This window comes from Cohnella hongkongensis (assembly GCF_042654645.1).
In the GTDB taxonomy this organism is placed as follows: domain Bacteria; phylum Bacillota; class Bacilli; order Paenibacillales; family Paenibacillaceae; genus Cohnella; species Cohnella hongkongensis.
Genome location: NZ_JBHSEP010000002.1, coordinates 311790 through 326612 on the forward strand (window position 1 = coordinate 311790; position 14823 = coordinate 326612).

A 14823-nucleotide genomic window follows, 5' to 3' on the forward strand; every position below is an offset into this window, starting at 1 on the left:
AATGACAAACGATACCTAACATCATGCCATTTACTGAATGCGATATATTCCATAATATCATAGGTGGAGGCGATTTCAATTGTCTAACAAACCTAACATTTTGCTAATTACAAGCGATCAACAGCACTGGAATACCCTCGGCGCTTTTAATCCGGAAATCTCTACGCCGAACTTGGATCGTCTGGCCCGTGAAGGCACCGTCTTCACTCGAGCGTATTGTCCGAATCCGACCTGCACGCCCAGCAGAGCTTCTATTATCACCGGGACGTATCCGAGCCAGCACGGCGCCTGGACGCTGGGAACGAAGCTGCTGGAGGATCGTCATACGGTAGGGGAAGATTTCAAGGAAGCCGGCTATCGAACGGCATTGGTCGGCAAGGCTCATTTTCAACCGCTTAGATCGACGGAACGCTATCCTTCGCTGGAAGCTTATCCCTTGCTGCAGGATTTGGACTACTGGAGAAGCTTTAACGGCCCGTTCTACGGCTTCGATCATGTCGAGCTCGCCCGCAATCACACGAACGAGGCGCATGTCGGCCAGCACTACGCGCTGTGGATGGAAGAGCAGGGCTGCGCCAATTGGCGGGATTACTTTCTTCCTCCGACCGGCACGATGGATCCGGCGACGACGTACAAGTGGCCCATTCCGGAGAAGTATCATTACAATACGTGGATAGCGGACCGGACGAACGCTTTGCTGGAAAACTACAAGAAGGAGGATTCCCCCTTCTTTCTGTGGGCGAGCTTCTTCGATCCGCATCCGGAATACTTGGCGCCGGAGCCTTGGGATACGATGTACGATCCGGACAAGCTGACGATTCCGTCCGCCGCGCCGGGAGAGCACGACCGGAATCCGCCGCACTTCCGCATGACCCAGGAGGAGAACCCCGACTTCTCCCACTTGCAGGAGACCGGATACGGAATCCACGGCTACCGCTCCCATCACTATTACGAATACGGCGCGAAGTTCCGGCTCACCGATGCCGACCGCAAGAAGCTGGTCGCCGTATATTACGGAATGATCAGCATGATGGACAAGTATATCGGCCATATTCTGAACAAGCTGGACGAGCTCGGGTTGACGGAGAATACCCTCGTGGCGTTCACGACGGATCACGGTCATTTCTTCGGCCAGCACGGTCTGCAGGCGAAGGGGGGATTTCACTACGAGGATCTGATCAAGCTGCCGTTCATCGTCCGGTATCCAGGGCATGTGCCGGCGGCGGCAACGTCCAGTGCGATTCAGTCGCTCGTCGATCTGGCGCCTACGTTCCTCTCCTTCTGCGGCCTTCCGACTCCGCCGTCCATGACGGGGGTCGACCAGAAGGAGGTGTGGCTCGGAACCCGGGACAAGGCGAGAGAGCACGCCATCTGCGAATTTCGTCACGAGCCTACGACGATTCATCAGAAAACATACGTCGACGAACGTTATAAGATCACCGTTTATTACAACCAAACCTACGGAGAATTGTTCGATCTGGAGGAGGATCCCGGAGAGCACCGCAACCTGTGGGACGATCCGGAATACGGGGAACTAAAGGGGAAGCTGCTGCTGAAATATATCTGGGCCGAGCTGGGCAAGGAGCCGATGCCGATGCCCCGAATCCATCATGCGTAGGAAACTCGCCCAATTTGTAATCGAACCGTAATATAGCTTTCATCAGATTTTCATGTTGAAGGGTTACAATACAAACATGACCCCCCTTTTCAATGATATAGATTTCCTTGAGGCTAGCGGCCCGTTGCCGCTAGCCTACTTTTTTTTCATGAGCCGGCTTCCCGGCTGGAACTGCCGGTTCAAGCCTCTTATTCGCTCGCGGGAACGAACTTGTCGAGCAGCTGCTGCCCCTCCTGCTGGAGAGAGTCGAGCGCCTGTTCCGTCGTTATCTCATTCGCGATCGTGGCGTTCATCCGTTCGACGACAAGCTCGTTGAACGGACCGTAAAACTCGGTCGGGATGATGCTCATGCGATAGTTCGGCTGATTCGGCCAGCCTTTCTGAAGGTAAAAGGGCTCATAGTCGGGATCGTTCTTCCATTTCGGATAATCCTTTAACGACGACAGCTCGCTGCCGGCCGAGGCGTAGATTTTGCCGACCTCTTCGGAGTGGAGCTCGCGCACTGCGTTCCAGGCCGATTCCGGACGGCCGGCTGCGGTCGGGATCGCGAAAATGTAATCGGAAACGAACCACCACGTCCGTTCCGGGTCTCTCTCGCTGACCGGTCCGGGGAGCACGCCCCATTCGAAGGACGGCGGTTTCGCCTTCAGCTTCTGCATCAGATCGACCTGACCGTAAGTCATGGCGACTTTGCCCTTGTAGAACAGATCCGAAGCCTCCTGATCTTCCCGGGAGACGTACGTCACGCCGTCGACGACTTTAAGCTCCCGGCTGTTCACTCCGAGCGAGCCTCGGCGATAGGAGTCGGCGACCATGCGCCATAGACGCTTCCACTCCTCGCTCTGCATCGTCATTCGCGCATGGCGAGTGTCGACGAAATGCAGCCCTTCCGTCTGCGCGGCAACCTGGACAAGATCGAAGGGCGATCTGACATACGGCTCGTAGAAGCCGTAGCTTCCTTCTTCCAGAGACGCATCCTGCGTAAAGCGATCGGACAGGCTCAGCAAGGCGCTCCAGGTCATCGGATCCGAGGGCTCTTCAATCCCGTAGGAACGAAACATCGTTTTGTTGTAATACAGAACCGAGGTCCGGATGCCCGGAGACAGCCCGAACAGCTTGCCCTCCTCGTTGTCCTTCATCAGCTCGAGCATGCCGGGAACGAAGACGTTCATATCCATCCCATCGCGCGAGGTCCACTCGCCCAAATCCCTTAACATTCCGGCGTCGGCCACCGGCCTGTACATCAAGCTGTTCACAAGAAGAAGATCAGGCTTCTCGCGCTGCAGAAACCCGTCGAGCGCCTGAAGGGCTGGCTCCGTCTCCAGCTCGTGCAGCTTCAAGCCGTCCATCGGCAGCACTGTGATGTCCCAGTCCGGAAACCGCCCTTCAAACAAGGTCCGGAAGAAATGCTGATACGTTCCTTCATCCGTCACGGCCAGCCTAAGCTCTTTCGGCGCCTCGGGCTTGTCCTCCGGCTGGCATCCGGCCAGAACAAGCGCGGCGACCGCGGCAATCGCCAGCTTCAATAACCGCCCTCGCAAAGCCGCGTTAAACGTTTCGCTCACTCCTGACTCTCCCTTCCATCCTTCGGCTCCGTCCGCATCGAAGCGGCGAGTTGTTCCGCACGCTTCTGCAGATGGCTCATCGCCTGCTCCAAAGTCCGATTGCCCTTCAGCGCGGAGCGGACTTCCTCGTCTCCGGCCGACTGCAAGGACTGGATGAAGATCGAACTCGACGGCCTAAGCCTCGCCTCTTCTCGCCGAAGCACCGCCGAACTGTCAACGTCGAGCTTGTAGAAAGCGGCTTCTCCCGTCGCCGATTCCTCTTCCGCATCGGGGAGCCTCGTTGACAGTGCCCCCCAACCCTTGCTCCGATTGCTCTTCGCCAGCTCCGGACCCGTCATAAACTTAAGCAGCGCCCAGGCGGCATCCCGGTTCGGAGAATTCGCGTTGACCGCGAACACCGTCACGATCGAGAATTCCGAGGCAAGAGCGGAACGGTCCGAAGACACCGGCTGAGTTACGATCCCCCATTCGTCCTTGAATCCGATCCGGTCGACGGCGGAGAGAACGTTCTGCCGATAATAATGCGGTCTGAACGCCATCGCGGCTCGGCCGGTCAGGAACGGGTCGGCTCTGTACAGATCCGTCTCCGCCATGTGGCCGTCCGATGCCGAGGAGGGCCACTGCCCGTCGAAAATCCAGCCCTCCCGGTACCCCCGGATCACGCGCTCCCAGACGTCCTGCCACGAAACGGAGTCGATCGTCGGATTCAGGTCGGGGTCCGTCAGCCGAAGTCCGTCCGCTTCCCCGACGGTCCGGATCAGCTCGAAGGGCGACACTCCCCAGCCGTTCGTCAGCCCGTAGATCGGTTGTCCGGACGCGTCCTGCCCGCCGAACCGGGAGGCAAGCTCGAGCGCTTCCTTCCAAGTCGTTCTATCCTGAGGCGCCGCCACGCCGAATCGCTCGAACAAGCTTTTGTTATAGTACAGCGCATAGGTTTCGAAAAACGGAGTCAGGCCGTACAGGGCGCCGCCCCCCGCTTCCCGTATCGTGCGGATGACCGGCGAGTGAAATGGTTCCAGTTCAACCCCGTCCCTTCCGACCCAGGCGTCCAGCGGTTGAATAACACCCGCCTCTGCCAGCGGTTCGACCAGAAACAGCGGAATCTGCATCAGATCGGGCTCCTGCTCGCGAATCCATTGCAGGTAATCCTCCGGCTCCATCGAGTCCGGCGGGATAGGAATTTCGAACTGCGCATTCGGATGCCGCACGACGAAAGGAAGACCGACCTCCCTCATGAAGCTTTCCCGGTCGGGGTATTGGACTTTCAAGACGACAGGCTCGTTGTCCCAGGCGTCGATCCGGGCGTTCTCCCCGGCGCCCCTCCCGGCGAACCAGTCTGTAAGCGGATCCTTCATCAGCCAACCGACAGCGGCAAGCATGACGACCATCGCGCCCGCTAGGACGGGTTGATATTGGTTTTTGCGCGCGGAAGTCACGGCAACACGCTCCTTGATTTTCCGTATCGTTCGTTCATTGAAGCCCCCGATTCCGAGCGGGGCCTCGGACAGCTCCTTTTCCCAATGGTCCTCGTTACGAATCATGATCGCCCGCTCCTCTCTTCGGCCTTGTCCGACAGGCTTAATCCGATCGCTTGCCTCGCTCGGTGAAGGCGGGATTTGACCGTTCCTTCCGATATGCCCAGCATGTCGGCGATGTCTTTCATGGACATGCGATAGTGAGCGAACAGGATCAGCACTTCGCGCTGCTTGCGCGGCAGCTCCAGCACCAGGCCCCAGATGCGGTTCTTCTCCTCGCTTCCGAACCATTCGCTCTCTGCGGAACGTGCGGCGTCCTGCCGGAACCACGAAGGAAACAGCTGCACCTTGCGCATCCAGGCCGTCTTAAGGTAGTCGAGGGCGGTATTCCGGGCGATCGTCAGCAGCCAGGACTTCACGCTCGATCCGCCGCGAAAGGAGTCCAGATGCTCGTAGGCTTTCACGAACACGTCCTGAGCGATATCCTCCGCCAGATCTCTGCGTTTGGTCATGAAGTAGGCGTAGTTCCATACGTCTCTGCCGTAGGTCATCATAAGTTCATCGAACAGGGCGTTCTTGTCCACCCCGCCGGTTATATGCTTCAAATAATCGAAAGCCAAACGAATCCCTCCCGAACAATAGGACGAGCCAACCGGCGGAAAGTTCCCTTCGCGGGAAAATCATTCTTCAACCAAGCATAAACGGCTTACGCCGTCCTTAGGATCGGCGGGATAACGTTTATGTCGGAGGGGATTCAGATAAGGATTGCGAATTTGACTTAGTGAATCACCAAAAAACGTTGGCGGAATCCGGCAACGTTGTTCCGTCATGCTCTTTCGCCCCGCGAGCGCCAGCCTGACGGCGGCTTCTGCACCCGGTCGGGAGTAGGCGCATATCCTGCATTAATGACATCTGCCCAAAGCGAAGGAGGAACGTGACTATGCCAAAATTACGATCGACGGAAGCGAAGCCGCTCACGCGCAAAACGTCCGCCGATCCCAAGGCCAAGCTTTCTGCGAGCCCGCCCCCCTCCCCCAAAAACCCGGCCAACAAAGGGAATAAAAAAGAAACCGACAAAGGCGAAGTCGTGCACCTGCATCAGAGCGAGGACGAGGCCCCCCAAGTGACTCGTCCGATTCCGTGGTGGGTATTCCCGCAGGAGCAGGAGCGCGGGCTTCTTGGCGGACCGGCAAGCGGAACGGGCGGAATGGAAGGACCAGGAGGACCAGGAGGGCCGGGGCTTGGCCCAGGGTTCTTCCCTTCGCCTCCGCCCTTCCCCGGCCCGGCGCCGGGGCCCGGTCCGTTCCCGACGCCCCCTCCGTTTCCGGGATCCGGCCCGATTCCGCTTCCGATCCCGGTCCCGATTCCGGTCCCTGGACCCCTGCCGGTGCCGCCGGCGTTCATCACCGTATGGATCACCGGAGGAACGGCGTTCCCCAGAGTCCATTATACGCGCTACGTTCCGTACTTCCCGGGCATTACGATCCGACAAGCGCTCGCTTCCACCGGTCTCGTCGACTTCGGTCCCGCCGGCTTTATCCGCAACGTAGCCGGCATCCCGATCTTCGAAACGGTTGAAGTCCGGCTTCGCTATAATGGCCGGATCTTCCCGCAGACGCTGCTTAACGCTCCTGCGGAGCCCGGAAGCATCGTCGGCTTGGAGCTGCATTATTCGTCGACGGGGGCCATCCCGATTCCGTTATGATCTTCCTCTTCCAGCTCCCGCTCGACGCGGCGGCGGAACAGGAAAGGAATCGACAGGGCCGCGGCGAACACGCAGCCTGCGACAATCAGCTCTCTCCAGCCGTGCTTGGCGAAGCTGGCGCCGAGAAAGTTATAAGCGAACGTGCCGGGAAGGGTGCCGATCACCGTTGCGGGCAGAAATGCCCGCAGCTTCACCCCGGCCGCTCCGGCCGCATAGCTGACCAGGTCGAAAGGCACGAACGGCGCGATTCTGAGCAGGAGGACCATGAGGAACCCCCGCTTCGCCATCGAGCGCTCCATGCTTTTCAGCCGCGAATCTCCCACCCCCCGGAGCAGTCTCTTGCCGATCTTTCCCGCCAGCAAGAACGACAGAACCGCGCCCGCAACCGCTCCGACAAGCGTATACAGCATGCCCGGCCACGCTCCGAAAGCGAGCCCTCCCGCCATCGACAATACGGCAGCCGGGAACAGAACGAACGGACGGACCGTGTACAGGCCGATATAGAGCAGAGGGGCTGTCCATCCAAAGCCGAGCACCCACTCCCTGATCGTCTCCGGGTCGACCTTGAGGATTTTGAGATCGAACCAGACGAGCGCCGCCGCGATTGCGACAGTCCCCGCTATTTTCCACCCCGTCGAAAACCGCATACGGACAAACCCCTTTCTTGGGTAAGTCAAATAAAATAAGCTTCTCTAGCTCCGCCTTTTCGACTACACTGGAGAAAGAATAGATTAAGCCGAAGGTCACATGACGTGGAATAGGGTGAAGCTTCGTATGCAACGGAATTTGCTCCTTTTGCTCGGATCGAACTTTCAGCAACTGAACGTAACTCTGCAAGAGGAAATTTACCGCGAGTTTTACCATTTTCTATATCAACCTATTATGTATATGATCAACGATCATCCTGCAACGGAGGATATTATTCAGGAGGCTTTCATGACTGCGCTCGCCAAAAGTCCGGCCGCCGAGAGCGAGGAGCATATTAAGGCTTGGATTAAAGTCGTTGCCAAAAATCTAACGATTAATTACATACGCAAGCGAAAAAAAACAAAAAACGATATTAGCCTGGAACTGACTTGGGACGGAGGCCCTTACTCGCATGCCACTGCGGTGTCGGTCGAGCAGGAGGTCGAGGCAAAGTCGCTGGAGGAGCAAATCTCCCGGCATCTGATGGGAATGAAGCCCGAGCAGAGAACGCTGATCGAGCTGAAGTGGAAAAAAGGACTGACTTACAAGGAAATTGCATCGGAGATTCAGGAGTCGGAGGGCGCGGTCAAGCACAAGCTGCACAGAGCCCGAAGCTATCTAAAGCGCAAATTGTTAAAGGAATGGGGGAGCCGGGATGAATAACGCGCAATTCGATCGGTTGTTCGATGCCGCATTCGAAGGAGCGGACATGCCGGAGAAGGAAGGCCCGTCGGTCGATCACCGCGCTTCCTGGCAGCGGGTACGGCAGCGTCTGAACGCCCAGCGCCGCAAGAAAAGCATCCGCTCGATGCTGGCCAAGCTGGCCGTAGTGTCGGCCTCGCTTGCGCTGGGCGCCTTTCTCTTCGGCAGCGATCGCGCCGTGAAAGCGATCGAACCGATCTACACGACGATTAAAGAATATCCTTCCGGGCTGTTGAACCTCATCTTCGGCCGCGACGAGCATTCGGCTCCCTACGGGGCGAAAACCTCTCCGCCTCCGGCGCACCTTGAGGGGCTCTCCTTCGAGAGGGTCAACGATTCGACGCTCATGGCGACCGTGACGGAGGCTCAGGCGAACAGCCTGCTTTCCTTCCGGCCCCCGGCATTCGAATATCTTCCGGAAGGGGTCGCATTCCATAATGCCGTTCTGTACTTCCAAGACGGGGAAGAAAAAGCGAATTATGCCGTGTTCAGGCTTCGCTCCGAGCAGGACGATATTCTGAGCGTTGTAATGCAGAAGGTGGACGCACGTTCAAGCTTCGGAACGAGGAATACCCAGGACGGTATTTCCTCGCAAACCCTGCAATTGAGCGACGGACCGGCCATTCTTCTGACAGAGAATGATGCGAGCAGTACTCTTGAGACGATCACCAATGGGATTCGCTTTTCCATCAGCGGTAAATTTGATGTCGAGACGCTCGTTCGGATTTACGAGGGGATGCGTGGGTAACGAAAATAAGATACGGCGCCCGAAAGTCTGCAGAGACCTCGGACGCCGCACCTTATTTTGTCGTGAAACGCAAGTGATACGGGATTTCCATTCTCTGATTGCGAATGTTTGCAATCCTTCCCGTCAAAATGATTTCGATCGTGTTGCCCGCTCCCAGCCGTTCCGCCTCTTCCTTCAGATAGATCAGCAAAGTTCGCGCCTCCTGCTCGTACCGGTACAGAAACCGGTTCGAGATCAGTCTGCCTCCGTTGTTGCCGTCCAAAATCAGAATGTTTCTCGTGTTCAGCGTATTCCTGTTAATCTCCGGATAGAAAGTAATAGAGATCAGCGTATCTTCCGGAACTTCCATAGAATCCGGCTGAGGGTGCGTTTCTTTGATCCATTCGCCGGCAGAGCCCATTATATTCCCAGAATCGAACCGGTAATCACTTCGCCTTGTTCTTGAACACCGTTATGAATGACCCAATGAATCGTCCGCGCCCGGTAATAGTACCCCGCCTCTACAGATCTGGTCAACGTATTGTGGTAGAAAGACGTCGAATTGCTGCCCATTGTGGCACCCGCTCCGACATTTTCCCAAGAGTTTCCGTTCCATTTCTGCACATAGAATATAACTCCAACCGAATCGACAGTCGTATTGGCGACGGTTGTAGCAGAGACGGTCACCTTCCCCGCACTCGGCGTAATCGAGCTGATCCCGTTGTCCAGATACTGATGGTTCGGGTTAAAGATGCCGAACGGCTCGACAGGAGGAGCCGCTGTCCGCGCAACCGCCCCGGTCGGCGCGGCGAAGGGCTGGCTCTCGGCCGCTCGAGCGGTCTCACCGTGCGGTACGAACGCGATGCCTGCGACAAGAATTGCTGCCAGTAAACCTTGCGCTGCTTTCACAACTTTGCCTTGTCTCATCGTCATCAACCTTTCTCTTCTCAATGTTGTTCACTATATACACAATTTGCAAGGACAAAGGTTGCACCATCATTCGACATTTTTTTGATTTTTTTGTGCCGTCTGCCGAACGGCGCCTCGCAGCTTCGCCGAAGCTTGCCGGCCGAGCCGGGCTCCCGGTGCGGAAGGAACGGGCGAACGGCAAAAAGGGGCGCTCCCTCGATTTCGGAACGCCCCCTGCTCTTATGTTTGCATCGTCGTTAGCGGGAAGCCTCGTCTTTCAGCGACTTCAAGCGCTTCATGACGTCATTGGCGCCGCGGCCGAAATAGTCGTGCAGCTCGCTGTACTCCCGGTACAGCTTCTCGTAAACCGCCACATTCTCGGGAATCGGCTTGAACGACTCCTCGCGAACCCGGGCCATCGCCTGGGCCGCATCGACGACGCTGTCGTAGCCGCCTCTTGCGCTGCCGGCGGCAACCGCGCCGAACATCGCCGCGCCGACCGCCGGCGTCTGCTTGGAATCGGCGATTTTAATCTCCCGGTTGGTCACGTCGGCATAGATCTGCATGAGCAGCGCATTGCGCTGAGGCAGCCCGCCGCACGCGTACACTTCCTCTACCGGTACCCCATTCTCGTGGAAGGAATCGATAATTTTGCGAGTCCCGTATGCCGTCGCTTCGAGCAGCGCGCGATACACTTCCTCCGGCTTCGTAAGCAGGCTGTAGCCGACGATGACGCCGGTCAAATTCGTGTCTACGAGCACGGAACGGTTGCCGTTCCACCAATCGAGCGCGAGCAATCCCGTCTCCCCGGGCTTGTAAGAGGACGCGCGCTCCGTCAGCCACTGATGGACGCCGACGCCTTCCTTCTCCGCCGCCTCCTTCACGTAAGCGGGAACGGCTTCTTCGACGAACCATTCGAAGATGTCGCCGACAGCGGACTGTCCGGCCTCATAGCCCAGGTAGCCCGGAATGATCCCGTCTTCGACGACGCCGCACATGCCCTCGACAGCCACTTCTTCCGTACCCAGCAGCATGTGGCAGATCGAGGTGCCCATCGCCATGACAAGCTTGCCCGGCGTGACGACGCCTACGCCCGGCACGGCCGCGTGCGCGTCGACGTTGCCGACGGCGATGGCCGTGCCCGCATTCAGGCCGATCAGCTTCGCCATTTCCTCCGTCAGCTCTCCCGCCTTCGTGCCCAGCGGGACGATCTCGCCGCGAAGCTTCGTATTCGTCAAACCGTCCAGACGGGGATCCAGCGCCTTGAAGAAATCGTTGCTCGGATAGCCGTCCTGCTTATGCCAGATCGACTTGTAGCCGGCCGTGCAGCTGTTGCGCACGAATTGTCCGGTCAGTTGGGATACGACCCAGTCGGTCGCTTCGGTGAACAGGTCCGTCGCTTCGTACACCTCCGGCGCTTCGTTCACGATCTGCCAGATTTTCGCGATCATCCATTCGGAAGAGATTTTCCCGCCGTACCGGGGCAGGAACTTCTCCCCCCGCTCGGCGGCGATCGCGTTCAAGCGATCTGCCTCGTCCTGAGCGGCATGGTGCTTCCACAGCTTCACCCAGCCGTGAGGATGGTTTTTCCACTCCGGCTTGAAGCAGAGCGGCACCCCTTGCGCGTCTACTGGCAGCATCGTACATGCCGTAAAATCGATGCCCAGCCCGATTACGTCGGAGGGGGATACGCCGGATTGCCGAAGCACTTCGGGGACGGAGCGGCGCAGCACCTCCAAATAATCGTCCGGATGCTGCAGAGCCCAATCGTGCTCCAGCGCCTGACCGGAAGTCGGCAAAGTCTCGTCGATGACGCCGTGCGGATAAGGGGTAACGTGATCCGCGATTTCATTGCCGTTAGACAGATCGACAAGAACCGCGCGGCCGGATTGCGTGCCGTAATCGACACCGATAGCGTATTTCTGGCTCATGGTAGACCTCCTTGATTATGGGAATGGGACGGTTAATGACGGGCTTCTCCTGGCTGACCGTAATAAGCGTTCGCGCCATGCTTGCGCAAATAATGCTTGTCCAGAAGCGCCTGGTTCATCGGAGGAACGCCGGCGTTAAGCTGGCGCGTATGATAGGCCATCTTGGCGACCTCTTCAAGCACGACGGCGTTATGCAGCGCATTCATCGCATCCTTGCCCCAGGCGAAGGGCGCATGACTGTTCACCAGCACGCCGGGAACCCGATCCGGGTCGATGCCGCGAAACGTCTCTACGATGACGCGGCCGGTCTCCGCCTCGTATTCTCCTCGAATCTCCTCGTCCGTCATCTGACGCGTGCACGGAATCGTCCCGTAGAAGTAGTCGGCCTGCGTCGTTCCGAGAGCCGGGATGCCCTGCCCGGCCTGCGACCAGATCGTCGCCCAAGGCGAATGCGTATGCACGATGCCTCCGACGTTGGGGAAGGCCCGGTACAGAACCAGATGCGTGGGCGTATCCGAGGAAGGACGAAGCTCGCCCTCCACGACTCGTCCTTCCAGGTCGACAACGACCATATGCTCCGGCTCCAGCTCCTCATAGGGCACTCCGCTCGGTTTAATGACCATCAGGCCCGAGGCCCGGTCGAAGCCGCTTACATTCCCCCAGGTAAACGTGACGAGTCCGTACTTGGGCAGCTCGGCATTGGCTCTGCAGACTTGCTCCTTAAGTTGACCTAACAAGTTAAACACACTTCCTCCCTTAGAAAAACAAGAGTTCCTTTACGATAAATATCGAGTGCGAATAAGGTTTATTATACACTTGTACGTACATTTATGTCGAGGCATTCCGTTCCTGGACTGGCGATGCGGAATGTCGAACGATCAGCTTGGGTGCGTACAGCACGTCTTTGCCCGGCAGCTGCTCGCCTCTCTCCAATTGCGAGATCAGTAGATTCGCCGCCCGCTCTCCCATGCCGGACTTCGGATGCTCGATCGTCGTCAGCTTAATCTCGGTCGCCGTCGCCAGGAAGGAATCGTCGTAGCCGATCATCGACAGATCCTCGGGAATGCGCAAACCGAGCTCCCTTATCGTATCCAGCAGCGACACGGCCAATTGATCGTTATAGCAGACGATCGCCGTCGGCCGCTGCTCGGACAGCAGCATCTCCCTGAGCTTGCGCGGAGGACGCGAAGCCTTGTCTTCGGTCGAATATCTGACGATCTCCATGGCCTCCGACGGAAGATGGCGATCGCGGCAGGCCCGGATGAACCCTTTCATCCGTCTGACGCCTTGCATGTCGTCCGTCTTGAAGAAGCCCGCGATTCTCCGGTGACCCAGCCCGAGCAAGTAGTCGGCCGCCATATATCCTCCCGCGTCGTCGTCCATTCTGACGCTCGGGTAGTCCAAGTCCGGATAGCGTTCGTTAATCATCAGCATCGGGATGCCGTGATCTTCGATCGCCAGATAGTGATCGAAATTCGGATTGCCCTCCGCACTCTTGGTCGGCTCCACGATGAGGCCGCATACCGAATGGCTCAGCATCATCTCCAGACATTCCCTCTCCCTGTCCTTGCGATGATCGGTGCTGGAGAGCAGCAGCCTGTAGCCTTTATCCTTTAAGGCCGACTCCACGCCGCGCACGATCGAGGGAAAAATATAATCCGAGATCGACGTCGTAATAATGCCGACCGTCCGATTGCCCGAGGACGCCCGGCGCTCCGGCGACTGCCTGCCGACGAACGTCCCCTTGCCCTGCTCCCGGGCGAGCCAGCCTTCCTGGACCAGCTCTCCGATCGATTGCCTCACCGTCTGCCGGCTTAACGAATACTGTTCGGCCAGCTCGTTCTCCGAGGGCAGCTTGTCGCCCGGCCGATACCGGCCCGAAGCGATCCAAGACATGATTTCTTCCTTCAGCTGTATATACTTCGGCGATTGCACGATTGCTCTTTCCTCCTCGTTGAACGAACCCCTCCAACATGCTAGAGCCATTATAGCACACAGGCACACTTGTACGTACCTCTCCAATCGAGCTGCTCGCGTTGGCGCGAAAACAAGAAGAAGGGACCGCTCGACAAGCAGCCCCTTCTTCCGTCTTATATCAGATGCCTCCTTCGCTTGGGCCGCTCCGGCGCCTGCAGCCATTCCCCCGCTCCGTCGGCCTCGATCCCCTTATCGGCGGTGTAAACCACATGGCCCCGGCTCATGGTCAGGACGACGCGGCTGCGGAATCGGCGTCCCTCGTAGGCGCTGTGCCGATGCCGGTACAGGAGCTGCTCCGCCCGCAGCTCGTACGGCGCGTCGGGATTCACGATGACGAGGTCCGCATCGCTGCCGACAGCCAATCTGCCCTTGCGCGGCAGCAAGCCAAACCGTCTGGCCGGCGCCTCCGACAGCACTCTGGACAGCAGCGTCAACGGCAGCCCTCTTTTCCAGTGACCTTCGTCCAACACCAGCTCCAGCATACTTTGGGCTCCGGCGATGCCTTCCCTCGCCGCGAAGCCGTCCTCCCCCTGCCCCGCCTTCATCCAGAGCGGACATGGAGAATGAGCCGAAGCGACCAGATCGATCTTGCCTTCCGCCAGCCTCGCCCACAGTCCTTCCCTCTCTCGCGCGCCGCGGATCGGAGGGGCGCACTTCGCCAACGCTCCCAGCGCCTCCGCCTCCTCGTCAGTCAGCACCAGATAGTGCGGACACGTCTCCACCGTCACGTTCAGCCCGTTCATCTTCGCCTCCCAGGCCGCATCGACGGCTTGAGGACTGCTGAGGCGCACCAGATGCAGCGGGCACTCGGTCCGCTCCGCGAACAGCAGCGCCCTGCGCACCGCGTCCAGCTCCGCCGCGATCGGTCTGGTCGCCGCGTAATCCCGCAGCGTGCGCGGCGTTCTCCTCCGCACCAGCTTGTCGAACAGCGACGAGACGATCTCCTCGCTCTCCGCATGCACGGCCAGCACCTTGCCCAGACCGGCGACCGCCTTCATGCCCTCGAACAGAGCGACGTCGTCCACCGATCGAAACTGGCCGCCGCCCGGGTCTTCGGCCGCCGACATGAAGGCTTTGAACCCGACGACGCCCGCTTCCGCCAGCTCCTCCAGATGCTCCAGATTATCGGGAGACAGTCCGCCCCATAGTCCGTAATCGATATGAGAGCCGGACGCCCGGGCCGCCTCGAGCTTCAGGCGCAGCGCCTCGGCGTTTAATGTCGGGGGCCGGCCGTGCAGCGGCATGTCGAGGAACGTCGTGCTCCCCCCGGCCGCCAGCGCGGCCGAGCCGCAATCGAAGCCCTCCCAATCCAGTCCGGGCTCGCTCAGGTGCACGTTCGCGTCAATGACGCCAGCCATGACGTACAGCCCTCTCGCGTCTATCGTCTCCTTCGAAGCGGCCGGAAGCTCGGAAGCGATCTGGACGATCATGCCCCGTTTAATTCCGATGTCGGCGACCTGTACGCGGTCCCGGAGCACAACCTTGCCTCCTTTAACGATACAGTCGAGCACACCTTCATCCTGCATT

General features: G+C 58.7%; 14 protein-coding genes. 4 read left to right on the forward strand and 10 right to left on the reverse strand.

Annotated features, from left to right (window positions below; translation table 11 throughout):
• Positions 1–79: 79 nt before the first annotated feature.
• Entirely contained in the window at positions 80–1618 is a 1539-nt protein-coding gene (locus ACFO3S_RS04620) for a sulfatase family protein (protein ID WP_378092778.1), read from the forward strand.
• A gap of 188 nt (positions 1619–1806) precedes the next feature.
• On the opposite strand, the gene ACFO3S_RS04625 is transcribed toward ACFO3S_RS04620, so the two are convergent.
• From ACFO3S_RS04625 to ACFO3S_RS04635, 3 genes are read right to left on the reverse strand one after another with little or no spacing between them, the layout of a single operon-like run.
• Positions 1807–3183, reverse strand: coding sequence for an extracellular solute-binding protein (locus ACFO3S_RS04625; protein ID WP_378092780.1), 1377 nt, complete (start codon positions 3181–3183; stop codon positions 1807–1809).
• Positions 3180–4724 (reverse strand): ABC transporter substrate-binding protein, encoded by a 1545-nt coding sequence (locus tag ACFO3S_RS04630; RefSeq protein WP_378092782.1) that lies wholly within the window; start codon positions 4722–4724, stop codon positions 3180–3182. The genes ACFO3S_RS04625 and ACFO3S_RS04630 overlap by 4 nt, the downstream gene beginning before the upstream one ends.
• A complete protein-coding gene (locus ACFO3S_RS04635) occupies positions 4721–5278 on the reverse strand; it encodes an RNA polymerase sigma factor (protein ID WP_378092784.1) in 558 nt (185 codons plus the stop codon). Before ACFO3S_RS04635 ends, ACFO3S_RS04630 begins: the two co-directional genes overlap by 4 nt.
• Before the next feature lie 320 nt (positions 5279–5598).
• Here ACFO3S_RS04635 and ACFO3S_RS04640 point away from each other — a divergent pair, with 320 nt between their 5' ends.
• A complete protein-coding gene (locus tag ACFO3S_RS04640) occupies positions 5599–6363 on the forward strand; it encodes a hypothetical protein (protein ID WP_378092787.1) in 765 nt (254 codons plus the stop codon).
• Here the strand turns inward: ACFO3S_RS04640 and ACFO3S_RS04645 are convergent.
• Positions 6327–7010, reverse strand: coding sequence for a TVP38/TMEM64 family protein (locus tag ACFO3S_RS04645; protein WP_378092789.1), 684 nt, complete (start codon positions 7008–7010; stop codon positions 6327–6329). The two genes, ACFO3S_RS04640 and ACFO3S_RS04645, sit on opposite strands and share 37 nt — an antisense overlap.
• A gap of 127 nt (positions 7011–7137) precedes the next feature.
• Between ACFO3S_RS04645 and ACFO3S_RS04650 the strand changes: the two genes are divergently transcribed.
• Both ACFO3S_RS04650 and ACFO3S_RS04655 read left to right on the forward strand, forming a co-directional pair.
• Positions 7138–7713 carry an RNA polymerase sigma factor gene (locus ACFO3S_RS04650; protein ID WP_378092791.1) on the forward strand — a complete coding sequence of 192 codons (576 nt, stop codon included), beginning with the start codon at positions 7138–7140 and terminating at the stop codon, positions 7711–7713.
• Positions 7706–8500, forward strand: a complete 795-nt coding sequence (locus tag ACFO3S_RS04655; protein WP_378092793.1) for a DUF4367 domain-containing protein — start codon at positions 7706–7708, stop codon at positions 8498–8500. Before ACFO3S_RS04650 ends, ACFO3S_RS04655 begins: the two co-directional genes overlap by 8 nt.
• Before the next feature lie 52 nt (positions 8501–8552).
• On the opposite strand, the gene ACFO3S_RS04660 is transcribed toward ACFO3S_RS04655, so the two are convergent.
• The 6 genes from ACFO3S_RS04660 to allB form a co-directional block, all read right to left on the reverse strand.
• The gene (locus tag ACFO3S_RS04660; protein WP_378092795.1) at positions 8553–8900 is read right to left on the reverse strand and encodes an Ig-like domain-containing protein; all 348 of its coding nucleotides are present in this window, start codon (positions 8898–8900) and stop codon (positions 8553–8555) included.
• On the reverse strand, positions 8900–9412 hold the full coding sequence (locus ACFO3S_RS04665; RefSeq protein WP_378092797.1) for a hypothetical protein: 513 nt from the start codon (positions 9410–9412) through the stop codon (positions 8900–8902). The genes ACFO3S_RS04660 and ACFO3S_RS04665 overlap by 1 nt, the downstream gene beginning before the upstream one ends.
• 233 nt (positions 9413–9645) lie before the next feature.
• Positions 9646–11319: a ribulokinase gene (locus ACFO3S_RS04670; protein ID WP_378092799.1), complete on the reverse strand. Its 1674-nt coding sequence runs from the start codon at positions 11317–11319 to the stop codon at positions 9646–9648.
• Between the two features lie 32 nt (positions 11320–11351).
• On the reverse strand, positions 11352–12056 hold the full coding sequence (araD, locus tag ACFO3S_RS04675; RefSeq protein WP_378093164.1) for an L-ribulose-5-phosphate 4-epimerase: 705 nt from the start codon (positions 12054–12056) through the stop codon (positions 11352–11354).
• A 91-nt stretch (positions 12057–12147) separates the two neighbouring features.
• Positions 12148–13254 carry a GntR family transcriptional regulator gene (locus ACFO3S_RS04680; RefSeq protein ID WP_378092801.1) on the reverse strand — a complete coding sequence of 369 codons (1107 nt, stop codon included), beginning with the start codon at positions 13252–13254 and terminating at the stop codon, positions 12148–12150.
• Between the two features lie 155 nt (positions 13255–13409).
• Positions 13410–14822: an allantoinase AllB gene (allB, locus tag ACFO3S_RS04685; protein ID WP_378092804.1), complete on the reverse strand. Its 1413-nt coding sequence runs from the start codon at positions 14820–14822 to the stop codon at positions 13410–13412.
• Position 14823 lies beyond the last annotated feature (1 nt).